This window comes from Lysinibacillus sp. NPDC094177 (genome assembly GCF_050279145.1).
Classification (GTDB): Bacteria; Bacillota; Bacilli; order Bacillales_A; family Planococcaceae; genus Lysinibacillus.
On record NZ_JBNNTW010000007.1, the window covers coordinates 200,786 to 222,886 of the forward strand.

Sequence of the window (22,101 nt, forward strand, 5' to 3'; positions counted from 1 at the left end):
CCTCTATCGCTAATCCCCATGGAGTCGCCCAGCCTCCGCGCCAATCAACTAATATTATGGTAAATGTTTTAATAAATGTCATCCCAACTTTTGGTGATGAACTGTATTTATTGTTTTGATTTTTCCTCTAATCGCTCTTGCTTTGATTGACGATAAACACGTAGTAAATCAAGCGCAAGAAATAGTACGATAATATAAAAAATAGGACTGTTAAAGGATAGACCTAATTGTGACTGACCACCAAGCAATGTTAGTACAACCCAAAGACCGACTGTATATACTGTTAAGCCAACATAGGCTTTTTTTGAAAGCTTTTTATATCTACCCTTTTCTGTCGCGATTTGCACGATCACAAGAGCTATTAATATAAGTAGGATGATTTTTTTAGACAGTGTTCCTGCTATGGTAGTGTGTGGGAAAAAATCATTGACGAATAGTAAGGTGAAAAATACAAGAATACAAAAATTTAAAATGGTTGAAAGCCTCATGCAATATCTCCTTAGTTGCCATTATTCCTTTTATTGTAACATGGCTAATAATAAATTAAGAAGTTTACTATTTCAAAATCTATCATTTGAAAATTAAGAAAATGTGAAAAATTACGAAACTTTTTGTAGGTTGCATCCGTATAGTAGGTAATACAATGAAAAGGGGTGAACAACTTGACGCTATTTGGCTATTCACTCGAGCAAATATTTTTAGTGGGATTAATATTTGGGGGCCTTGCAACTCTTTTATTCACGTTTTTTAGTGATGCTGTCGAGGGCATTGGAGAGGGGCTACCGATTTTAAATCCAAGTGTCATTCTATCTTTCATTACGTTGATGTCAGCAACAGGATTTATTCTGGAAAAATTAGCCTTCTTACCTAGTGCTTGGAACATTGTTGCTGCTTGTATCATCGGAGTTATTTTAAGTGCCCTATTTTATTTATTTGTTCTTGTTCCACTACGATCGGCCGATGTTTCTTTAGCTTATACGGAAGAATCGCTTGGTGGTCAGCTAGGAAAGGTTATTGTTCCAATCCCGACTGACGGTTTTGGAGAGGTAGTTATTGAAACGACTAGCGGAATGATTTCGAAGCGAGCAACAGGATTTGACAATGAGGCTATCGATTACGATACGACGGTACTTGTTGTAGAAGTGAAAGAAGGAACGCTTTTTGTGAGATCTTATGATAAGAAATTTTTATAAAGGAGCGATATTTATATGTCTATGGAGATTTTAATTGTTATAGGAATTGTAGCCTTTGTTTTAATCGCACTAGTTGCACTGTATGTGACAAAGTATCGTACAGCGGGTCCTGATGAAGCACTGATTGTGACAGGTAGTTATCTTGGCTCAAAAAATGTACATAAAGATGAGTCAGGGAACCGTATAAAAATTATTCGTGGTGGCGGTACATTCGTATTCCCAATTTTCCAACAAGCACAGCCATTAAGCTTATTATCAAGTAAGCTTGATGTGACAACGCCTGAAGTGTATACGGAACAAGGTGTACCGGTTATGGCTGATGGTACAGCTATCATTAAAATCGGTGGTTCTATTTCTGAAATTGCGACAGCAGCGGAGCAGTTTTTAGGGAAGCAAAAGGAAGAGCGTGAAAATGAGGCGCGTGAAGTGTTAGAAGGTCATTTACGTTCAATCTTAGGTTCAATGACGGTTGAGGAAATTTATAAAAATCGTGATAAATTCTCTCAGGAAGTACAACGTGTTGCATCTCAAGACTTGGCGAAGATGGGTCTGACAATCGTTTCCTTTACGATTAAAGATGTACGTGATAAAAATGGTTACTTAGAATCGCTTGGTAAACCTCGTATTGCACAAGTTAAACGTGATGCGGATATTGCTACTGCAGATGCTGAGAAGGAAACACGTATTAAGCGTGCTGAAGCATCGAAAGAAGCACAAAAGGCAGAGCTTGAACGTGCAACGGAAATTGCAGAAGCAGAAAAAGAAAATCAATTAAAGGTAGCAGAATTCCGTCGAGAGCAAGATATTGCAAAAGCTCGTGCAGACCAAGCGTATGAACTAGAAACTGCACGTGCAAAGCAGGAAGTAACAGAGCAGGAAATGCAAATTCGCATTATTGAACGTCAAAAGCAAATTGAGTTAGAAGAAAAAGAGATTTTACGTCGTGAGAAGCAATACGATTCAGAAGTTAAGAAAAAGGCTGATGCTGATCGTTATGCTATCGAGCAAAACGCAGCTGCAGCAAAAATGCGTGAGCTAGCGCAGGCAGATGCGGAGAAATACCGTATCGAATCATTAGCACAAGCAGAAGCGGAGAAAATTCGTTTGGATGGTCTTGCGAAAGCAGATGCTGAGCGTGCAAAAGGGGAAACAGATGCGGATATTATTCGTCTTCGAGGTCTGGCAGAAGCCGAGGCAAAACGTAAAATTGCGGAAGCCTTCGAATACTATGGTCAAGCAGCTGTCCTTGATATGATTGTACGTATGATGCCTGAATATGCGAAAGAGCTTGCGAGTCCACTTGGCAATATCGATAAAATTACTGTTGTTGATACTGGCAGTGGGGAAGGAAGCGGTGGTGCCAATAAAGTAACTGCCTACGCAACTAATTTAATGTCTACATTACAGGAATCGTTGAAGGAAACTTCAGGGATTGATGTTAAGGAACTTATCGAAAGCTATGCAGGTAAGCATACATTACGTCCTGAGCTAGAGCAAATAGCAGTAGGTTTAGGAAAGCGAGCACCAGCTACAGTCAATGAAACGCAAGACGAAATAAAAGAAACTGTAGAACAATAATAGAGATAGCCGCCTGATATGTGATATCAGGCGGCTATTTTTGAGTAACTTCTATTTTTCCTTAATTTGTTTCCACTCGCTAGCGAGCATACCATAAGCAACATGGTCAACATAATGATCGTAAAGCCATTCGGCTGCACGAATCGTTCCTTCTTTTGTAAAGCCTAATCGCTCAGGGATGGCACGGCTCTTTGCGTTACCTACAGCTGCACGAATTTCTACCTTATTGAGCTGTAAATCCCCAAAAGCATATTGTAATAATGCTTGTACGGTCTTCGTCATAATACCATGTCCTTGAGCGCCTTCACTAAGCCAATACCCAATAGCAGCAATTTTATTGCTATGATTGATCGTATTAAAGCCAGCAATGCCTACTATTTCATTTCGAAAAATGATGACAAGAGAAAGGCTACTTTTAGCTTTGTATCCTTTTATACAGCCTTCTATATAGGCCGTTGTATCGGCTATTTCTTTTGTGAAATCCAACCACGGCAACCATTCACGTAAATATGCTCGTGATGCATCTGTTAAGGCAAATACAGTATTTGCATCTTCTAATTCGACAGTACGTAAAGATAAATCCGGATTAATTGTAATTTTCAATATTTTCCACCTCTTTATTGTTTTAAGGCATCATGCATAAAGCCCTTCATTTCACGACTAAGAACGGTTAATTCCTCAATGATTTCACTAAAATCTTGAACGAGCTGGGCCTGTTCATTCGTTGCGTCATTGACTTGCCCCATATTTTGCTTAAGGTTTTCAAGGTTTCTATTTATATTTCGTAGGGATGCTTCAATGTTTTCCGTGGCGCTAGATGTTTCAAAGGATAGTCCTGCGCTACGATGTTAAAGCCGGCGCCATGCTGACCCGCACGAGCCGCCTCAATAGATGCGTTTAAGCCGAGTAAATTAGTTTGGCGAGAAATACTTTTTATTAAATCTGTTACTTCATTTGTTTTCTCTGAATCTTCAAGAGCGTGCTGTGCCTGTTTGTTGATTTCCTCACTTGTTGCTGCTAATTCCTCGGAATGTGAGGCAATAGTATGTACTTTGTCCTGTAAGCTGTTTACAATGCTATCCATTGTACTCATATAATCCTCGAGTTTAAGCTCATTGTCGATTGGCAGTCCAAATGCCAGGGCACCTACGACTTTACCATTTTCGCGGATTGGAAATGAAAAAGCATTGATGGAAACTCCGTATACATCCTTTGGTATAATGACATCAGCATTTTTTCCATTAAAGGCAATGAAAACATTTTGATCATTTGCATTTACTTTTTGTCCATCTTGATAGCCTGAATCTACACTGTTGCCAGCTAAATATTTTATAACTGTTTCATTTTCTTTCTCAATGACAGCCACGATTGCCTCTTCCTTTAATGCAAGGTGGATATAGGGTGCTGAAAGGGCTAAAGCTTCAATAATTTTCATGAACATTCCTCCAAGTCTGTGCAACGAAAAATAGTTTAGTCATCGGAGCTCATATTGACAATGATTGCTAGATGATTACTTTCACTGTAACACAATAATTGCCAACTCAAAATAGACAAAAAATAAATTTATATATGGAAAATTAGTCCTAATATGTAATGATAGTCGCTGTAAAATTGTCAAATAAAAAAATGTGCGTGACTCTAGAAGCAGAGATGAATTTGTCCATTTGTTGACGGAGTATCGTGTGTTTTGAAGAATATTGTATTAGACTAATAGTAGAATTGGAAGAACGTTAAGGAGAGAGAGAAATGGATTACATTCAAAAGGGGACTAAGACGTTTTATAAAGCAAACTGGGCTTTATTTTTAGCGGGCTTTATTACCTTCGCCAACTTATATGTTTCACAGCCATTATTACCAACATTTGCGAAGGAGTTTCATGTATCACCTGCAGTTGCGAGTTTAACGCTTTCTGTGACAACCTTTGCGTTATCCATCAGCATGATTATTGTTGGTTCATTATCAGAGGCATGGGGCAGGAAATCTTTGATGACGATTTCTGTTTTTGCAGCATCTATTATTACACTTGCACTTGCCTTTTCTCCTAATTTTGAAACGATATTAGTGTTACGTGTTATACAGGGCGTTGTATTTGCAGGATTGCCAGCGATTGCGATGGCTTATTTAGGTGAGGAAATGGATCCAGCTAGTTTAGGTATTGCGATGGGCTTATACATAAGTGGTAATTCGGTAGGTGGCCTTAGTGGACGAGTTATTATAGGGACATTAACGGATCTTTACAATTGGCAGGTGGGGATGATTGTACTGGGTGTCATCAGTCTTATAATTAGCGTGTTATTTATCTGGATGCTACCTAACTCTAAGCATTTTACAGCACGTCCATTGCAGTTCAAATCATTGGCTACATCTCTTTTGCAGCATTTGAAGGATCCATCTATGCTTTGTCTTTTTGGTATTAGCTTTGTATTAATGGGAAGCTTTGTGACCCTTTATAACTACATTGGCTTTAAATTGATGGCACCACCTTATAATTTAAGTGCCACAATTGTTGGTTGGATTTTTGTGATTTACTTAGTGGGTACTTTTAGCTCTGCTTGGTTTGGTAGTCTGGCTGATCAATATGGTCGTCAAAAGATGCTGTTATTGTCCATTGCGATTATGTTTACAGGGGCAATTTTTACTTTAAATGGGCTACTTAGTTTGAAAATTTTAGGGATTACAATCTTTACATTTGGTTTCTTCGCGGCACACTCGATTGCCAGTGGCTGGGTAAGTAAACGAGCCACTCATGATAAAGCGCAAGCGTCTTCACTCTATTTATTTTTTTATTATTTTGGTTCAAGTGTTGGAGGAACAGTAGGGGGGATATATTGGATGCATTACGGCTGGGGAGGCGTTATTGTAATGATTGCTGTATTTTTAGTTATTGCATGCCTATTATCCTTTTTACTGAGGGGTATTATTGCTAAACAGCGCATTGCAGTAGGGCAATAGGGATTGTTTTAATTATCTTGTTCGCATTCATAATAGGTAGTTTGTTTGAGGCACCATTTGATAGTTTTATATTTATGTAAATATAAAATCTTCATCATCTTTTATAAAAATGATTTGTCATAAACTATCTGATAGTATAATGAGTAGACTGGTTATAAAGAGGAGTTGAAAGAATATGTTTACTCGTTATAAAGGATTTACTTTTGTCTTTGCTTTGTTGGCGTTCGCATTTGTTTTGACGGGTTGTGGAGCCGCTAAAGAAAGTGGGCAATCGGAGGGAAATACGGCAAAGAAAGCGGAAGAAAAAGTGGATTATTCATCAAATGTGAAGGAAAATCCAATTGTAACGATTACGATGAACAATGATGAAAAAATTGTAATCGAATTAGAGCCTTCTAAAGCGCCGAATACGGTAGCTAATTTTATTTCCTTAGTTAAAAAAGGTTTTTATGATGGTCTTATTTTCCATCGAGTTGTCCCTGATTTTATGATTCAAGGTGGAGATCCATCGGGTAATGGTACGGGTGGACCAGGCTATTCGATAGAAGGTGAGTTTTCATTAAATGGTTTTAACAATGACTTAAAGCATAAACGTGGTGTCATCTCAATGGCTCGTTCGCAGGATCTGAATTCTGGAGGATCTCAATTTTTCATTATGGTAAAGGATACACCGCAACTTGATGGTCAATATGCTGCTTTTGGAAAAGTGATCGAGGGGATGGAAACAGTAGATGCTATCGCTACTGCTGAACGAGATGGAGAGAAGCCATTAAAAGATCAGCAGATGAAAAAGGTGGAAGTAGATACAAAAGGCTTTGATTACCCAGCTCCAAAGGTACTAAAATAACAGCTGTAAAACTAACTAGTAGGTATATTATGAAAAAAGAAGCATGAGAGATCGATGATGATCTTCCATGCTTCTTTGTATTTATCCCATAATATTGTAGCCTGAGTCGATGTAAATCGTTTCGCCTGTTACACCGCGTGATAAGTGAGAAAGCATCACGATTGTCATATCTGCCACTTCGTCTTGTTGAACATTACGTTTTAATGGAGCTGTTTCTTCAATTTTGTGTAAAATTGTATTGAATGAAGGAACTCCTTTTGCAGCAAGTGTGCGAATCGCTCCAGCTGAGATAGCATTAACGCGAATATTATCTTTGCCGATATCTGCAGCAAGATAGCGCATAGATGCCTCTAATGCAGCTTTCGCTACACCCATAACATTATAGCCATCAAGTACTCGCTCAGCTCCTAAGTAACTCATTGTTACGATAGAACCGCCCTCAGTCATATAAGGATGTGCGGCTTTTGCTGCTGAAATAAGGGAATAGGCGCTAGTATCTTGTGCAAATGCATAGCCATCACGAGTTGTTTCTAAGAAGCGATTGTGTAAATCTTCTGCGTTGGCAAAGGCTACTGAGTGCACGATCCCATGGATTACTCCTACTTTTGTACCGATTTCATCGAAAGCTGCTTTTGTGCTTTCGTCGCTGTTGACATCACATTGTACGATAAGTGAATCGGATTGTCCGATATTCTCTAATTGCTTTTGTAATTTTTTTAATGAACGTTCTTGGCGATATGTGAAAATAACATTTGCACCTACGTCAAATAAACGTTTAGCGATACCCCAAGCAATACTTCGATCGTTTGCCACGCCCATTACGACAATATTCTTATCTTTTAATTGTAATAAATTATCCATCATCTATAAGAACCCCTTTATGAAATAATATCTGTTATTAGTACCAACTACTAAAATCTTATCATACATAAAAAATGGTTGCAATAACAAGATGAAAAGAGTGACCAACTTTACTTTGAAAAGTACAAAAAGATTCGTCTATAGGATGTTAGAGAATGTAGTAGATGTTATTTTTTGTGATACAAGATTTTAAAATAAAGTGGCTCATCGCCAAAAGTTGTGAATGACATTTGTTGATACATCTGCCGGGTATTAGTTGATTGGAGTGAGACTGGGCGACTCCTTGGGGATCAGCGAATAGAGGAACGAAGGCTAAAACCATCACGTCCTGTGATAACGCCTTCGTGATCAACATCGGTGCCGCTGCCGCTTCGCTTTCGCGCAAAAGACATCTGTTGGCCCGAGACCATGCAGCGATAAAAGCGCCCAATCGGAACGGAAATCAACCACTCGTTATGGTGATGAGCCAGAGAATTAACATGTAATCTAATTTTGGTGTTTGTAACGAGGGGATAAAATAAAGGCACCCAGTTAAGGATGCCTTTAAAGATACTAAGACTATTCGAATTTTAATGAGTCGCCATCAAAAGTTTCATCTGCTACTTTGATTGAGTCAGTTGGGCATCCTTCGAAAGCATCTTGCATGTCTTCTAGTAGATCTTCTGGAACTTCAGCAGTTCCCATGTTATCATCTAAAATAACGAAGGCAATACCTTCATCATCATAATCATAAATATCCGGTGCTGCGGCTCCGCAAGCGCCACAAGCGATGCATGTATCTTTATCAACAATTGTGAATTTAGCCATTTTTATATCTCTCCTTTTACATGTTCCTACAAAGCTTCATTCTCATTTTAAAGATGTTTATCTTACATTTCAACATAAATACTATTAAATTGGAGGAATTTGCGTTTATGTTTCATCAAATTTTATTGCAAATCTTTCAAAAACTAAACAACGAACGTACTATTTCTGCTGCTTATCATGTATTAAGAGGAAAGCGCTCAGGCCAGACAATTCAAGACATTGGTCTATTTCAGTTGCATAATTATTTCGGGCTATTACCTAAGCTACCTCGGAAGACATTTGATGAAGCTGTTTCTACATTTTTGCAGTATAGTTGGTTAATTATGCAAGAATCTGGTCATTATTCTATGTACAAGTTAGGTTTACAGCGAGCGGAGCAGTCACCAGATTTTTTATTTGATGGGTGGCATTATAGGGGAAATGAGCATGTATTTTTTGCGAGGCTCTCGTTAATTGTACAAAGTTTATCCTATCAAAGTGCTGGGGTTCGTTCTTTTTCTCCCATTAGTAGGGATACGAATATTCAGTCGTGGGTTCGTACATTTTTAGTCGAGCATAACTATCAAAATGGGCATTTACAGCAGCGATTATTGGAAGAATGTGAACGTGTGCTTTCTGTGTTACCCTTATCTGACGCTAACAAACAGCTTGTCCTCTATCGATTGAGTGGCAATAGTTTACCAGGATGGACGTGGCAGCAGCTTGCTAGTGAACGTAAGGAAACAGTTTTAGATTGTCAATTAGCGTTTATAGAATTGCTACATACATTATTAAATGAAGTTCATCAGACAAAAGATTATCCGTTACTTGGTAAAATGGCGGAGGAATTAAGAGTAAAAGCTTTATTAACAGATTCGGCACAGCAAACAGCACAATTGTATGAACAGGGCTATTCGATTGAACAAATTGTGCAAATAAGGAAACTAAAACAAAGTACAATTGAGGATCATTTGGTAGAATTGGCCATGAATGAACCGAACTTTTCTATTGGTCCATTCGTCTCTTATGAAGAAGCGGAAAAAGTTTGGCAGGCATCGAAACACTATCAAACCAAAAAATTGAAAACATTGCATGAAGTAGTTGAAGGTATGAGTTATTTCCAGTTAAGGCTTGTCCTCGCGAAAGGAGAAGTATAAATGGAACTTGAACAAACGTTAGCAAAGTATTTTGGCTATACAACATTTCGTCCAGGCCAAAAAGAGGTCATTGAAGCAATTCTAGAAGAAAAAGATGTTATTGCTTTATTACCAACAGGAATGGGGAAATCACTTTGCTATCAGTTGCCGGGATATATTTTGCAGAAGCCTATATTAATTGTTTCTCCTTTGCTTTCTCTAATGCAGGATCAGGTGGAGGAGCTAAAACGCTTTGGTGAAAAAAGGGTAGTTGCTTTAAATTCATTTTTAACCATAAGTGAAAAACGATATGTGTTACATTTTTTAGAGCAGTTTCGTTTTATATTTACATCACCAGAGATGCTTTTACAGCAACAAGTCCAGGACAAGCTCTCACAAATGCAGCTAGGTCTTATCGTAGTGGACGAGGCACATTGTATTTCTCAATGGGGCTTTGATTTTCGTCCAGATTATTTACGAATCGGACAATGGTTTTCACAAGAAAATCGTCCACCGGTTTTAGCATTATCAGCCACTGCGACGAATAAAGTAGTTAATGATATACGAGATACATTGTCGCTACAGACACCATTTGAATTTTTATATAATGTGGATCGACCTAATATTCATCTTGGGCGTGTTGTATTTGAGGACAGAGCAGATAAACTGCACTGGATTTTACAGCATGTTAAAGAGACTGCAGGACCGGGTATATTATATATGTCCTCGCGAAAACGTGCTGAACAATATAGCGAAGCGCTTATACAGGCAGGTATACGAGCGGCAGCTTATCATGCTGGCTACGGTGCTGAGGACCGTCAGTTTATTCAGCAACAATTTATTGACGGGGAACTCGACTGGATTGTGGCCACAAATGCTTTTGGAATGGGTATCAATAAGTCAGATATTCGTCAGGTCATCCATGAAACGATGCCTGCTAATGTAGAAAATTACATGCAGGAGATTGGCCGCGCAGGGCGAGATGGTCAACCAGCGCTCGCGATTTTACTTTATAGTGATGGTGACGAGGAATTTGCGAAATTTGTTGTAACAGGCGATTTGCCAACTCCTAGTCATGTCGATCGGTATCAGGAACTACTAAATCAACACATACACCCTTCTCAAATGCTGAAAAATGGAGAGCTGAGTGAGACCGCTTTTCGTGTGCTTGATTACTGGCTACAACAAGAAATGATGGAACAAGTTAAAGTACGTCTAAATCATTTGGCACTAGAAAAATATCGTGCAGTCGATAAAATGCAAAAAATTACTCAGACCAAAGACTGTATTCGGACACAGCTAGTCGGGTATTTTGGGCAAAAATTGTTGAAAAAACCGGAAAACTGTTGTGAAAATTGTGGAATCCATTATGATGAAATCAATAAAGTACGCTTGAAGGAAGAGAAGAAAATAGAAATGATTCCATGGGAAAGTCGGTTAAAGCAACTCTTAATGGGTTTATAGAAGCACATCACCAAAAGTTTGGATGGCACTTCTTAAAACGTATGCCATATATATAAGTTGATTGGAGTGAAGACTGGACGCCCCCAGGAAAGAGGCAGTCGAAACGGAAATCAATCTTACATTATGGTGATATGCCCTTTTTAGACTATAACTGACGGTCATTTACTTTTTTCGCAAAATTCGTCATAATAGAATGATAGAATGCGTAGTAAGGTTGGAGGAAAGGCGAATGAGTAAAGAAGATTATCGCGATAAAATCGAAGAACATCGTCAATCTTTTGAAGAAGAACAAAAAGAACAGCAAGCTTTATCTAGAGTTTCAAGAATGAATAAAAATGGAAATGACAATAAAAAGCCAAAAAATACAAAGCGAAAACCGCCATTAATGACGATTCTTTTTGTAATTTTTATCTTAATTCCATTATCGATATTAGTCTATTTTTTAAAATTCTATGAACCTGGTAAAACAATTGAAGAGGCTGAAAAAAATTCTTCGGATCAAATTGTAGAGATTGACAAGTCAGGGGATAAAACTAAGGTATCTGCATCAACTGACAAAAACAAAGAAGGCGAAAAAGCAGACAAAGAAAACAAAACAAAGGAGCCGTCTAAAAAAGATGCTGAGAAATTAGCAACTGAACAGAAGGCAGCTGAGGAAGCGAAAAAGGCTGAAACAGACAAGAAGGCTGAAGAAGTTAGAAAAGCTGAGCAAGCTAGAATAGCACAGGCAGAATCAGAAACGGCTAGAAAAGCGGAAGAGGCTAAAAAGGCTGAACAAGCACGAAAAGCCGAGGAGGCACGTAAAGCAGAAGAAGCAAAACAATCTGCTAATGCAAGTACCCATACAGTAAAGCAAAATGAAAATCTATATCGTATTGCATTGAATCACTACGGTGATGGAAGTGAAGCGACACTATCGAAAATTCGTGCAGCAAACGGTATGTCTTCTAATAATGTAATGGTTGGGCAAGTTATTAAGTTACCATAAGAAAAGCGGTGTCATTCTTTGGCAATGAAGTTTTTCTAGTATAAAATAATGGACAAACGTTAAAACCAAATATGGTTGAGGCGTACGTCTGATTTAGTAAAAAGACGATTCTTCATTATTACGAATCGTCTTTTTGCTTTCGTAAGGAGATGTGAGGGAATGATTTATATTGGACTATTTGTTTTAGTAGTCATCGCGTTCCTACTTTATATGTTGAAGGTGGCACATGAAAATAATGTTTTACATCATCAATTGCTATTAAAGGGTGAACAGGAAAAGATTCGACTGTTTTTTATTTCGGATACACATTTACGCAAAATTAATCGCCAGATGATTGAGCAGTTAGATGGTCATTTTGATGCTGTTATTATTGGTGGAGATTTTGCAGATGGACGCACACCTATTCAACGTATTCATGACAATCTAAAATTATTAACGCCTTTAGGACCAACTTATTTTGTATGGGGTAATAATGACAGAGAAGTAGGTGAAGAGCGATTACGAAGTATTTTACAGGAACATGGTGTTCAGATCATCGCCAATGATGCTGTATTATTACCTAAAAAAAATCGCTTTTGGCTAAATGCAATTGAAGACACATCTACAATGAAATACAGCTTTGATGAAGCATTTACAAAGGTAGGAGAGAAAGACTTAGTTGTTTTCATCTCACATAACCCTGGTGTTTTTGCAAGAGTCCGTGCAAAATTTAGAGCAGATTTAATGATTGGTGGGCATTTACATGGTGGTCAAATTAGAATTGGCCCATACGGTGTGCATCCGAATGGCTCATATCGAGAGCGTGAAGGTGTGATGACGTTAGTAAGTAACGGCTATGGTACTACATTATTACCTTTCCGACTTGGCGCGAGACCACAGTGTCATATTATTGACATTGAAATTTCGGGTAAATAAACAACCAAAACTCGATAGAAGGCGTATAATGGAAGCTATAAGGAATTATTCGGTAAAAGCCCGATTAATCAATTATGCCTTGGTATAATTGTTGCTGTCGCTTCGCTTTCGCACAGATAAACAATGCGTCCGGAATCGGCTTAGTGCATGCACAAAGAACTCCTTTCCGATTTCCGTGACATCCGCCGGAGGCTTTAACTTATTTCAGAGGTTGTTTGGACACCCGCTGAAAAGTAACTTAAACCCGCATTCATTTCACCGTCTATAGAGGTGGGAGACTTCTTCTGAAAGAAGTTAAAAGTAAAGTATTAGCAAATTGCTGATACAAAGTTGATAGGAGTGTCAAGAAATGCAGCAAGTAGATGCAATTATTGTTGGAGGCGGCCCATGTGGTTTAGCAGCGGCAATAGCCTTGCAAAATATTGGATTAAAGCCAATTGTCATTGAAAAAGGAAATATCGTAAATGCGATTTACAATTACCCTACACATCAAACTTTTTTTAGCACGAGTGAACGTCTAGCTATCGGTGATGTGCCCTTTATTATTGAAGGTCGTAAACCAAAACGAAATCAAGCACTAGTTTATTATCGAGAAGTTTCGCGTTTGAAAGATATTCAAGTAAACCGCTTCGAGAAAGTAAATAGCGTTGTAAAAAATGGAGTGGTATTTACAGTAACGACTAATAAAGGGGTTTATACAACACCTTATGTTGTGATCGCAACAGGTTACTATGACCATCCAAATTATATAAACATTCCAGGCGAGAAATTACCGAAAGTCTTCCATTACTTTAAAGAGGGACATGAATTTTTTGATACTGATGTTATTGTGATAGGTGGAAAAAATTCGGCAGTGGATGCGGCGCTTGAGTTGAATAAGGCTGGAGCTCGAGTCACTGTAGCCTATCGTGGTAGTGAGTATTCACCTAGCATCAAGCCATGGGTTTTACCAGAATTTGAAGGAGTAGTACGAAATGGAGAAGTCCAAATGCATTTCAATACAAATATACTGGAAATCCGTGAGCATGAGGTTGTAGTAGAAATTGATGGTAGCAAGAAAATTTTAAAAAATGATTTTGTTTTTGCGATGACAGGTTATCATCCAGACCATTCATTTATTCGAGCAATGGGTGTCTCTATTGATTATGAAACGGGACGTCCTTTCTTTAATCAGGAAACTATGGAAACGAATGTAGAAGGATTATTCATTGCGGGAGTTATTGCAGCTGGAAATAATGCCAATGAAATTTTTATTGAAAATGGCCGTTTCCATGGCGATTGTATTGCAAAGACAATTGTAGAAAGAGCGAAATAGCAATAGAAGCTGTATAGGCATGTAAGCTTATACAGCTTTTATTAAAGTGACGGATATAGAGCGAAAGCGATGGGGATAAAATCGAAGCGACGGAAAGAAGAGCCGAAGCGACGGAAAGAAGAGCCGAAGCGACGGAAAGAAGAGCCGAAGTGACGGATGGAAAAGCCAAAGCGACGGAAAGAAAAGCTAGAGCGACGGAAGACGCCTGCAGGAAAGCATCCATTCGGAACGGAAATCAACCCCTGTTATGGTGATGAGCAATATTTCTCTAATCGAAGTTGATAAAAAGGTGTGAAAGTATGCTTGGATTATATTGGTTTCTAAGTTATATTGTAGGGAACTTTATGACGGCGTATTTCGTTGGAAAAGCGTATGGTGTTAATTTACAGGAAGAAAGAAGTAAAAACTTAGGGGCTAGAAATGCTGGTAGTGTGATTGGGAAAGGTGCTTTTCTATGGACCTTTTTAGGGGATTCTTTAAAAGGTGTGCTCATTGTTGGTGCAGGTCGTTTATTGCATTTCGAAGAATGGGAAATCGTTTTAGGTGCTAGTTTGGGTATGATTGGTCATATGTTTCCATTTTGGCTTAAGTTTAATGGAGGAAAAGGAGTAGCGACTTTTATAGGTGTAGGTCTGGCATTGTCACCGAGCTTATTTTCTATGATGGTTGTAGGTTCAGCTATTACACTGAGTGTCACTAGAAGTTTAACTCTTAGTATGCTAGGTGGGTTTCTATTTTATGTTGGAACGATTTTTTATATTGATAAATTAATGTTATATTTTCCAATGCTAGTAGCAATGATTTTGATGATTTTTAAGCATATGTCAAATATTAAAGAAGCTTTAGAAAAAAGGAAGTGATTTTATGTATTGGTGTAAAATTGCGCATACAGAAGCGGAGTTTGAGGAAATTGCGCGATTAAATTATGAAACCTTTGTCGAAGAAATTCCACAGCATAAACCCAACCCCGAGAGAAAAAAAGTTGACCGTTTTCATCATGAAAATACATATATTGTTGTTTATAAAGGAATAGAACTAATTGGCATGCTTGCATTTAGAGATCAAAGGCCGTTTTCGATTGATGAAAAGATAGGAAAGGTTGAGCAGTATTTATCAAAGGAAATTAGTACTAAGCTATGTGAAATTCGATTGCTTGCCGTCAAGAGGGCATATAGAACAGGGAGGGTACTACTAAAGTTGACACAGGCATTAACAGCTTTTGCCTACGAAAAAGGTTATTCGGCAGCGGTTATCTCAGGTACTACTCGTGAAGAGAAACTTTATAAGCAAATGGGATTTACCCAATTTGCACCTGCTACAGGGACAGAAGATGCTTTATTTTTACCAATGGTATTAAGGAGACAGCAATTTGAAAAGTCTTTGCAGCAAAGACTTGCGAAGGAGTGCTATACATTTTATCCAGGTCCAGTGAAACAAAGCGAACCATTTATGTATTCTGAGCTTTCTCATCGTTCGTTAGGCTTTCAATCATTATTTGAGCAAATGAGAAATAAGTTGCTTCAATTATCAGAGGCAGAGCATGTAGCTACAATTGTAGGAACAGGGACATTGGCAAATGAAGTAATGCTGGGGCAATTGAAGGCTCAACAATTAGGGTGTGGACTAATTTTAACAAATGGTGAGTTTGGAGAACGTCTTCGAAAACAAGCAGAGAGATGGTCATTAGATTTTGATGTAATCGAGCAAGATTGGGGAAGTTCCTTTGATACAAATATGCTGGACTCTTATTTGCTAAACAGATCTTATCAATGGCTTCTTGTAGTACATGGAGAAACGTCGACTGGTACTTGTAATGATTTAAAGGAAATTTTACAGCTTACTAAGCGTTATAATATAAAGCTTTGCATTGATTGTATTAGTACTTTTGGAGCAATGCCATTTTCTTTAAAAGATTGTTATTTAGCGACTGCGGTGAGTGGAAAAGCAATTGGTGCACTTAGTGGCTTGGCTTTTGTTTTTTCGCAAAACATTGTGAAATCTTCTACGACATTACCTGCTTACCTCGATTTAGCTAATTACCAGCAAGGTGCAATTCCATTTACATTACCAGCAGTACTTGTTGCAAATGTTACTGCAGCATTACAAGCATATCCAGAAAGATATGGACAGCTACAGCAACGCTTTAAAACATTACTGCAGCTACCATTTATGCAATATCAGGTTTCAACTAGACAGTATCCGATGCTAATCACTTTACAACTTCCTAAGGCTTTGGCAAATCTACAGAGAGATTTAAAATTAAATGGTTTTTATGTTCATTCGGATAGTCAATACTTACGTGAAAGAAATTTCATACAGCTGTCTGTTATTCAGCCGGATTTTGAGATAGCAATCAATCATTTACATAATATCTTGGATAATTATAAGCAAATTATAGATGCATAAGCAAAAGGGAATGTCGAATACATTAGCCTTACATGAAAAATTCCTTTAAATCAAGAGGAGTTCCAACTTTGTTGAGCCCAATTAATAATTTTAATCGCGCCTTTTGACCATTAATACCAGTTGCAAATATAGCGCCTAAGTCTTCGAGCATTTTGCCACCACCAACATAGCCGTAGACACCTTCTGCAATACCGTTAAAACAACGGGATACGAGTATGACAGGAATACCGCGCTCTAAAAGACTTTCGATACCTTTAACAACTGTTGGAGGGACGTTGCCTTGTCCAAGGCCTTCTAACACAACGCCATCATATTTACATGCGAGTACTACATCAAGTAAGTCAACCTCCATGCCAGCATATACTTTCAGCATGGCTACTCGTTTTGATAATCCATCGACATCTACATATTGACGGCGGATAGGGGCATGGTGAATCAATATTCTTGATTTTGTAATAAGTCCGATCGGGCCATATTGAGGTGACTGAAAGGTATTTACTGAACTGGTACTTGTTTTTGTAGTGTTAACAGCAAGATGGACCTCGTCATTCATGACAACAAGCACACCTTTCTCACGAGCTTCTTCAGCAACGGCTACACGAACGGCTTCTACCAAATTATAAATACCATCTGCACCAAGTTCGTTTGAGGAGCGCATTGCACCTGTTAAGACAATAGGAATTGATAAATCAGTTGTTAACTCTAAAAAATATGCTGTTTCTTCTAATGTATCAGTACCATGGGTGATAACAACGCCATCAATTTGCTCTTCCGCAACTTTTTCGATAATCAGATTACGTAATTTAAGCATTTCTTTTTGTGTAATATGTGGTGATGGGAGGTTAAAAGCCTCCATTTCAATAATTGTGGCAAGTGCATCAAGTTTGTTGCTTTCCTTTATTAGAGGATTTTCCTTGTTTGGCATTACTGCACCTTCATCACTCATCGCCATAGAAATTGTTCCACCTGTATGAATTAATAAAATTGTTTTTTTCATAAAAAATATTATCTCCTTTTAAAAAGTTTTATGTCATATCATGGTATAATAATAGCAGTTTATCTTCATGTAACAGATATTTTTTTGTTGAAAACGAAAGCTTGATGGTACAGAAGTTTTCCACCTGAGATATACGAATGTATTATTTGGGTGTCCAACAAACGACCGAAAAAGATAAACTTAGGCTAAGAAATTTTACATCCTACGAAATGCCAAAGTGGTGATCTATAGCCTCGTGAGGATGTCGAATTTTAAATTGTGCTAACATAATTTAAAATCTCAACATAATAATGTCAAGGCGAAAATTGATTTTTTTGAAAGGAGCCGGCATCATGATCATTTTATTATCAGCTGCCATTGCTCCCGGTCTAGCGCTTTTTAGTTACTTCTATTTGCGCAATCAGATGGCAACGGAGCCAAGAAGAACCTTACTTCAAACGTTTTTGTATGGCGCATTTTTAACGTTCCCAATCTTGTTTCTACAATATGTATTAACAGAGGAAGGGGTCTTTCATTATCTTTATCTACAAGATGTAGTATTTTCTAGTGTAGTTGAAGAGTTTTTTAAATGGTTTGTGCTTTTAATCGCAATCTACAATCATGTAGAATTCGATGATCCTTATGATGGCATACTGTATGGTGCAAGTATATCTCTTGGTTTTGCCACGATAGAAAATGTGCTTTATTTATTTTCTTTCGGTTTGAATACTGCATTTATGCGTGCATTATTACCCGTATCAAGTCATGCTTTGTTCGGTGTTGTAATGGGCTATTATTATGGACGTGCCAAGTTTTCAAAGCATGCAAAGACGAAAGAAATGATTGCTATGGCGCTTTGTGCACCGGTAGTATTACACATTTTATATAATACAATTTTATCATTCAAAGGGTATTGGGTATATTTAATGATACCTTTTATGCTATTTTTGTGGTGGTTTGGGCTACGAAAAGTCAAGCTCGCTCACTATCACCTAGTACAACATTTGCATATGCATAAAAAAATATAAAGCGTAGAAATCTAAAAAAGATTTCTGCGCTTTTCTATTTTTTAACTTCTTTCAGCAAAAAACATCTGTAGCTGTTGCTTTGCTTTCGCGCAGATAAAACCATTTTGCTGTCGCTTTGCTTTCGCACAGACAAAAACACGTTGCTGACGCTGCGTTAGCACTACACTCCCGCGCAAAAAACATCTGTTGGCCTAAAGCCTCCGGTGGATGTCATGGAATTGGAAAGGAATTCTTAAATGAAGTTAGCCTAAAATCATCGCATCCATGCGATAACGGCTAACTGAACTGCATCGGTAAAAACGCCACGTCCTGTAGCATTACCGAAATGACCAACATTGTGTCGGCCCACGTGCAGGCCTAAGCACAAAGCCGATTCCAAACGCAATTTTGCTGAGGAAAAATTGATATGTATAAAATGAGTCGTTTGTTTCAAGCTATGAAAAAAAGGAGTGATAATAATGCGTTTAGTAAGCATAGTTTTTGCTTTTATATTGGGGATTAGTATATTTGCTATTCCGCAAAATGATGCCATTGCATTTACCGAGCAACAGATTTCTCGTGGTGCTTATGGAGATGATGTAATTGAGTTACAGGCAAGGCTACAATACTTAGGATATTATAAAAGTAAAATTGATGGCAAATTTGGCTATAACACATATTGGGCTTTACGAATTTTCCAAGAGAAATATGGTTTACCAGTAGATGGAATAGCTGGTGCTAAAACTAAAAAAACTTTATCAGGTAATTCAGATTACGATGAAGGATGGGTTAAAGCTCAATTAAATGCAGGAAATCAATTTACTTATTATGGTGGAGTGCCACTTGAACGGCAAGTGAAAACAAACACTGGCGGCGGTGGTGGTGGAGGTAAAAGTAGTGGTAGTAGTAATAATAATGGGACTAAAACGCAAGTACCTCCAAAATATACTGACAGAGATGTACAGTTAATGGCGAATGCGGTTTATGGTGAAGCTAGGGGAGAGCCTTATGAAGGTCAGGTAGCAGTAGCGGCTGTTATTTTAAATCGTTTGGAAAGCCCCGAATTTCCGAATACTATTTCTGGTATTATTTTCCAACCATTAGCGTTTACTGCGGTGGCAGATGGACAAATTTGGCTTGAACCAAATGAACGTGCAAAAGAAGCAGTTCTTGATGCTATGAATGGATGGGATCCTTCAGAAAATGCACTTTATTATTTTAATCCCAAAACAGCTACAAGTAAGTGGATTTGGTCACGACCACAAATTAAACGAATTGGAGAACACATTTTCTGTTCATAAGAAAGGAGGAAAAAAATGAAAACTATGCTCGTTATACTCACTGCGGCAGTTATTGGCTTAGGGGCATATAGCATTCATATGCACGGAGAAAATGTAAGTTTACAACGTACTGTGCTAGCTCAGTACACAGATAATTTAACGGATGCATCGGAGAAATTATCGCATCTACAAAAAGCTGTTTCACAATCTCTATTGTTTCAGGATGACAATGCCATTCACAATGAGTTAGATTCTGTTTGGCGACTAAGCTCTGACGTTCAATCTTCTATGTCGAATATTCCTATCGGGCAGGAAATGTCGAACGACTGGTTTAGTTATTTAGGGCGCCTAGGAGATGAGGCAAAGAAAACAGCTAAAACAGGTGATTACCAAGCTTGGCGAGAAAAAATGCCACAAGTTTCTACAAATTTACAATCACTTTCAGATGAATGGTCAGCAGCAACGGTAGATTTTTATAAAAACAACGGTAAGATGGATGTCTGGTTAAGACAAGTAGATACTAAGAACCCAAATACAACATTTGATAATGTACAAAAGACATTAAAGGATTACGGCGAAAAGGACTTCCCGCTTACATTAAGTGAATCGGATTGGCAGAAAAAAATAGATCTTAAAGCATTACAAGATTCAGTTATTACTGAAAAAGAAGCATTGGAAAAAGTAAAACAATTATTCCCTATCATAAAAGATGCAACATTTACTGTTACGAGAAGTAGCGATACTGCACCATATCCGTTTTATCATATCCAATTCCACCAAGGTATCCGATTAGGATATGTCGATCTAACAGAAAAGGGTGGGCATTTAATATCCTATTTAGTGGAACGTCCAGTAGATGAAGCAAGGCTATCACAAGATGAAATTATGAAAAAAGCTGAAGAATATGTAAAACGACTCGGAATGAATGATGTTGCATTTGTGGAATCTCGTGAAAACCATCAAGCATGGCATATAACATTTGCACGTGTTCACCCTGGCGATAACGCATTGATTTATGCAGATGGGGTGCAATTAAAACTTGCTAAAGATACAGGCGAGTTACTCGGTGCAAATGCGATGGAATATATTCAGGCAGAGACGATTAAACCACAAACTCCAAAACCAATTGATTGGAAAACTTTCTTCGGTGACGATGTGAAAGTAGAAGAAGTAAGAAATATTTATACAGATAACGGTCAATTTGAACAACGCCTTTGTTATGAGGTAATTGCAGTCCGCGATAAAAACACGCAAGAAACATTCAGAATTGTTATTGACGCTGAAAATCACAATGTTTTAAAAGTGGAATATTTAACGTAATTCAAGAAAAAAACTTGTCCATCACCGAAGATTGGGATGGCATTTGTTGAAACGTATGCCATATGTAAGTTGATTAGAGGAAGAGACACTCCTAGTACGGCCCTTAGTTGGAACGAAAATCAACTCCACGTTATGGTGATGAGCCAAAAAATTACCAGATCATATATAGCCAAAATGGGCATCTCATGCGATAATAAAAGTATATTTGTGTTCGGGGAGATGCTCATGGAAATAAAAATTGGTACACAATTAGATCTTGAACCAACTTATACAGAGCGTGTTGAAAAATTCCGCTGTAAAGTTGTAGAACAAAAAGAAAACATTATTTACATCGACTATCCAATAAATATTGCCACAAAGAAAACAGCTTTTTTAATAGATGGTTCTGAATTTAGAGCGACTTTTCGCACGGAGGATAAACAATCATTTGCTTTCAATACAGAAGTGATTGGGCGTAAAGCTGGTAATATACCTATGATTATGTTGCATTGTCCAAAGGAAGATGAATTTATCAAAATTCAACGCCGCGAATATGTTCGTGTGGAAACGCCTGTAGATGTAGCGATACAGTTTAAAGATTACAAATATCAGCTAGTAACAGCGGATGTTAGCGCAGGTGGTTTAGCAGTTATCTTGAAAGGGGCAATTGCTTTCCAAGATGATGATAATGTTAAGTTAACTCTCGTTTTACCATATGTCAATGGGGATGTAAAATACGTTATCACGGATGCGACGGTTGTTCGTATATTCGAAAAAGATGACAAAAAAATTGCAACTATACAGCTAACAGATACAGATGATGTAGACCAACAACATATTGTTCGTTTCTGCTTTGAACGTCAGTTAATAAATCGTCGTAAAGAAATAAATCCTTTTGATGCTTGATTTTTTTACTATTATTAATAGTCTTCCTAACTCTATTGTGAGTGGCAATTTACATGGATTTTAGCACACATTCAATTCGAGTAGTAATTTGATTTAAGAAGAGGCTGGGACATAACTAGCTTCAATTAGTGAGAAATCCGAATTTGAATTCATTCAAATTCGGATTTCTCTATTTTTTATGTTGTCTCCAGA

Annotated in this window: 23 protein-coding genes; 15 read left to right on the forward strand and 8 right to left on the reverse strand. The window is 37.8% G+C overall.

The features are described from left to right. Positions 1 to 107: 107 nt before the first annotated feature. Positions 108 to 488, reverse strand: a complete 381-nt coding sequence (locus tag ACQKNC_RS13860; RefSeq protein ID WP_427425414.1) for a hypothetical protein — start codon at positions 486 to 488, stop codon at positions 108 to 110. 174 nt (positions 489 to 662) lie between these two features. On the opposite strand from ACQKNC_RS13860, the gene ACQKNC_RS13865 reads away from it, so the two are divergent. Together ACQKNC_RS13865 and ACQKNC_RS13870 are read left to right on the forward strand one after the other, a co-directional pair. Next, on the forward strand, positions 663 to 1,193 hold the full coding sequence (locus ACQKNC_RS13865) for an NfeD family protein (protein WP_427425415.1): 531 nt from the start codon (positions 663 to 665) through the stop codon (positions 1,191 to 1,193). Between the two features lie 15 nt (positions 1,194 to 1,208). Next, a complete protein-coding gene (locus tag ACQKNC_RS13870; protein WP_427425416.1) occupies positions 1,209 to 2,771 on the forward strand; it encodes a flotillin family protein in 1,563 nt (520 codons plus the stop codon). A gap of 51 nt (positions 2,772 to 2,822) precedes the next feature. Here ACQKNC_RS13870 and ACQKNC_RS13875 read toward each other — a convergent pair whose 3' ends face one another. The 3 genes from ACQKNC_RS13875 to ACQKNC_RS13885 are packed head-to-tail and all read right to left on the reverse strand — an operon-like array spanning position 2,823 to position 4,206. Then, complete coding sequence (locus ACQKNC_RS13875; protein WP_427425417.1) at positions 2,823 to 3,374, reverse strand: GNAT family N-acetyltransferase; 552 nt, start codon at positions 3,372 to 3,374, stop codon at positions 2,823 to 2,825. 14 nt (positions 3,375 to 3,388) lie between these two features. Beyond that, entirely contained in the window at positions 3,389 to 3,517 is a 129-nt protein-coding gene (locus ACQKNC_RS13880; RefSeq protein ID WP_427425418.1) for a hypothetical protein, read from the reverse strand. Positions 3,518 to 3,546: 29 nt separating this feature from the next. Next, a complete protein-coding gene (locus ACQKNC_RS13885; RefSeq protein WP_427425419.1) occupies positions 3,547 to 4,206 on the reverse strand; it encodes a methyl-accepting chemotaxis protein in 660 nt (219 codons plus the stop codon). 311 nt (positions 4,207 to 4,517) lie between these two features. On the opposite strand from ACQKNC_RS13885, the gene ACQKNC_RS13890 reads away from it, so the two are divergent. Then, on the forward strand, positions 4,518 to 5,723 hold the full coding sequence (locus ACQKNC_RS13890) for an MFS transporter (RefSeq protein ID WP_427425420.1): 1,206 nt from the start codon (positions 4,518 to 4,520) through the stop codon (positions 5,721 to 5,723). Between the two features lie 175 nt (positions 5,724 to 5,898). After that, a complete protein-coding gene (locus ACQKNC_RS13895; RefSeq protein ID WP_427425421.1) occupies positions 5,899 to 6,570 on the forward strand; it encodes a peptidylprolyl isomerase in 672 nt (223 codons plus the stop codon). An 81-nt stretch (positions 6,571 to 6,651) separates the two neighbouring features. Here the strand turns inward: ACQKNC_RS13895 and ACQKNC_RS13900 are convergent, their stop codons facing one another. Together ACQKNC_RS13900 and ACQKNC_RS13905 are read right to left on the reverse strand one after the other, a co-directional pair. Next, positions 6,652 to 7,434, reverse strand: coding sequence for an enoyl-ACP reductase FabI (locus tag ACQKNC_RS13900; protein ID WP_427425422.1), 783 nt, complete (start codon positions 7,432 to 7,434; stop codon positions 6,652 to 6,654). 555 nt (positions 7,435 to 7,989) lie between these two features. Beyond that, the gene (locus ACQKNC_RS13905; protein WP_053482601.1) at positions 7,990 to 8,238 is read right to left on the reverse strand and encodes a ferredoxin; all 249 of its coding nucleotides are present in this window, start codon (positions 8,236 to 8,238) and stop codon (positions 7,990 to 7,992) included. A gap of 107 nt (positions 8,239 to 8,345) precedes the next feature. Here ACQKNC_RS13905 and ACQKNC_RS13910 point away from each other — a divergent pair, with 107 nt between their 5' ends. From ACQKNC_RS13910 to ACQKNC_RS13930, 5 genes are all read left to right on the forward strand, one after another. Further along, positions 8,346 to 9,374 carry a helix-turn-helix domain-containing protein gene (locus tag ACQKNC_RS13910; protein ID WP_427425423.1) on the forward strand — a complete coding sequence of 343 codons (1,029 nt, stop codon included), beginning with the start codon at positions 8,346 to 8,348 and terminating at the stop codon, positions 9,372 to 9,374. Continuing rightward, positions 9,375 to 10,817 (forward strand): RecQ family ATP-dependent DNA helicase, encoded by a 1,443-nt coding sequence (locus tag ACQKNC_RS13915; protein WP_427425424.1) that lies wholly within the window; start codon positions 9,375 to 9,377, stop codon positions 10,815 to 10,817. It begins immediately after the preceding gene. A gap of 229 nt (positions 10,818 to 11,046) precedes the next feature. Continuing rightward, a complete protein-coding gene (locus ACQKNC_RS13920) occupies positions 11,047 to 11,805 on the forward strand; it encodes a LysM peptidoglycan-binding domain-containing protein (RefSeq protein ID WP_427425425.1) in 759 nt (252 codons plus the stop codon). 159 nt (positions 11,806 to 11,964) lie between these two features. Next, the gene (locus tag ACQKNC_RS13925; protein ID WP_427425426.1) at positions 11,965 to 12,720 is read left to right on the forward strand and encodes a metallophosphoesterase; all 756 of its coding nucleotides are present in this window, start codon (positions 11,965 to 11,967) and stop codon (positions 12,718 to 12,720) included. 349 nt (positions 12,721 to 13,069) lie between these two features. Then, positions 13,070 to 14,035, forward strand: coding sequence for a YpdA family putative bacillithiol disulfide reductase (locus ACQKNC_RS13930; protein ID WP_427425427.1), 966 nt, complete (start codon positions 13,070 to 13,072; stop codon positions 14,033 to 14,035). A 41-nt stretch (positions 14,036 to 14,076) separates the two neighbouring features. Here the strand turns inward: ACQKNC_RS13930 and ACQKNC_RS13935 are convergent, their stop codons facing one another. After that, positions 14,077 to 14,274, reverse strand: a complete 198-nt coding sequence (locus ACQKNC_RS13935) for a hypothetical protein (protein WP_427425428.1) — start codon at positions 14,272 to 14,274, stop codon at positions 14,077 to 14,079. Positions 14,275 to 14,334: 60 nt separating this feature from the next. Here ACQKNC_RS13935 and ACQKNC_RS13940 point away from each other — a divergent pair, with 60 nt between their 5' ends. Next, positions 14,335 to 14,895, forward strand: a complete 561-nt coding sequence (locus ACQKNC_RS13940; RefSeq protein ID WP_427425429.1) for a glycerol-3-phosphate acyltransferase — start codon at positions 14,335 to 14,337, stop codon at positions 14,893 to 14,895. 4 nt (positions 14,896 to 14,899) lie between these two features. Next, positions 14,900 to 16,441, forward strand: a complete 1,542-nt coding sequence (locus ACQKNC_RS13945) for an aminotransferase class V-fold PLP-dependent enzyme (RefSeq protein ID WP_427425430.1) — start codon at positions 14,900 to 14,902, stop codon at positions 16,439 to 16,441. A 28-nt stretch (positions 16,442 to 16,469) separates the two neighbouring features. Here the strand turns inward: ACQKNC_RS13945 and ACQKNC_RS13950 are convergent, their stop codons facing one another. Further along, positions 16,470 to 17,438 (reverse strand): asparaginase, encoded by a 969-nt coding sequence (locus ACQKNC_RS13950; RefSeq protein ID WP_427425431.1) that lies wholly within the window; start codon positions 17,436 to 17,438, stop codon positions 16,470 to 16,472. A gap of 332 nt (positions 17,439 to 17,770) precedes the next feature. Here ACQKNC_RS13950 and prsW point away from each other — a divergent pair, with 332 nt between their 5' ends. The 4 genes from prsW to ACQKNC_RS13970 all read left to right on the forward strand — a co-directional run bounded on the left by prsW (position 17,771) and on the right by ACQKNC_RS13970 (position 21,909). Beyond that, a complete protein-coding gene (gene prsW / locus ACQKNC_RS13955) occupies positions 17,771 to 18,445 on the forward strand; it encodes a glutamic-type intramembrane protease PrsW (protein WP_427425432.1) in 675 nt (224 codons plus the stop codon). A gap of 458 nt (positions 18,446 to 18,903) precedes the next feature. Beyond that, entirely contained in the window at positions 18,904 to 19,725 is an 822-nt protein-coding gene (sleB, locus tag ACQKNC_RS13960) for a spore cortex-lytic enzyme (RefSeq protein WP_427425433.1), read from the forward strand. Positions 19,726 to 19,740: 15 nt separating this feature from the next. Beyond that, on the forward strand, positions 19,741 to 21,024 hold the full coding sequence (locus ACQKNC_RS13965) for a PepSY1/2 domain-containing protein (protein WP_427425434.1): 1,284 nt from the start codon (positions 19,741 to 19,743) through the stop codon (positions 21,022 to 21,024). 225 nt (positions 21,025 to 21,249) lie between these two features. Further along, complete coding sequence (locus ACQKNC_RS13970) at positions 21,250 to 21,909, forward strand: flagellar brake protein (RefSeq protein WP_427425435.1); 660 nt, start codon at positions 21,250 to 21,252, stop codon at positions 21,907 to 21,909. Positions 21,910 to 22,101: the final 192 nt, after the last annotated feature.

Excerpts from the sequence above, each read along its gene's own strand:
- ACQKNC_RS13930 (WP_427425427.1), top strand. The coding sequence starts at position 13,070 with ATGCAGCAAGTAGATGCAATTATTGTTGGAGGCGGCCCATGTGGTTTA.
- ACQKNC_RS13880 (WP_427425418.1), bottom strand. The coding sequence starts at position 3,517 with ATGGGGCAAGTCAATGACGCAACGAATGAACAGGCCCAGCTCGTTCAA.
- ACQKNC_RS13860 (WP_427425414.1), bottom strand. The coding sequence starts at position 488 with ATGAGGCTTTCAACCATTTTAAATTTTTGTATTCTTGTATTTTTCACC.
- ACQKNC_RS13870 (WP_427425416.1), top strand. The coding sequence starts at position 1,209 with ATGTCTATGGAGATTTTAATTGTTATAGGAATTGTAGCCTTTGTTTTA.
- ACQKNC_RS13885 (WP_427425419.1), bottom strand. The coding sequence starts at position 4,206 with ATGAAAATTATTGAAGCTTTAGCCCTTTCAGCACCCTATATCCACCTT.
- ACQKNC_RS13925 (WP_427425426.1), top strand. The coding sequence starts at position 11,965 with ATGATTTATATTGGACTATTTGTTTTAGTAGTCATCGCGTTCCTACTT.
- ACQKNC_RS13920 (WP_427425425.1), top strand. The coding sequence starts at position 11,047 with ATGAGTAAAGAAGATTATCGCGATAAAATCGAAGAACATCGTCAATCT.
- ACQKNC_RS13970 (WP_427425435.1), top strand. The coding sequence starts at position 21,250 with ATGGAAATAAAAATTGGTACACAATTAGATCTTGAACCAACTTATACA.
- ACQKNC_RS13945 (WP_427425430.1), top strand. The coding sequence starts at position 14,900 with ATGTATTGGTGTAAAATTGCGCATACAGAAGCGGAGTTTGAGGAAATT.
- ACQKNC_RS13895 (WP_427425421.1), top strand. The coding sequence starts at position 5,899 with ATGTTTACTCGTTATAAAGGATTTACTTTTGTCTTTGCTTTGTTGGCG.
- sleB (WP_427425433.1), top strand. The coding sequence starts at position 18,904 with ATGCGTTTAGTAAGCATAGTTTTTGCTTTTATATTGGGGATTAGTATA.
- ACQKNC_RS13910 (WP_427425423.1), top strand. The coding sequence starts at position 8,346 with ATGTTTCATCAAATTTTATTGCAAATCTTTCAAAAACTAAACAACGAA.
- ACQKNC_RS13905 (WP_053482601.1), bottom strand. The coding sequence starts at position 8,238 with ATGGCTAAATTCACAATTGTTGATAAAGATACATGCATCGCTTGTGGC.
- ACQKNC_RS13900 (WP_427425422.1), bottom strand. The coding sequence starts at position 7,434 with ATGATGGATAATTTATTACAATTAAAAGATAAGAATATTGTCGTAATG.
- ACQKNC_RS13950 (WP_427425431.1), bottom strand. The coding sequence starts at position 17,438 with ATGAAAAAAACAATTTTATTAATTCATACAGGTGGAACAATTTCTATG.
- prsW (WP_427425432.1), top strand. The coding sequence starts at position 17,771 with ATGATCATTTTATTATCAGCTGCCATTGCTCCCGGTCTAGCGCTTTTT.
- ACQKNC_RS13965 (WP_427425434.1), top strand. The coding sequence starts at position 19,741 with ATGAAAACTATGCTCGTTATACTCACTGCGGCAGTTATTGGCTTAGGG.
- ACQKNC_RS13890 (WP_427425420.1), top strand. The coding sequence starts at position 4,518 with ATGGATTACATTCAAAAGGGGACTAAGACGTTTTATAAAGCAAACTGG.
- ACQKNC_RS13940 (WP_427425429.1), top strand. The coding sequence starts at position 14,335 with ATGCTTGGATTATATTGGTTTCTAAGTTATATTGTAGGGAACTTTATG.
- ACQKNC_RS13915 (WP_427425424.1), top strand. The coding sequence starts at position 9,375 with ATGGAACTTGAACAAACGTTAGCAAAGTATTTTGGCTATACAACATTT.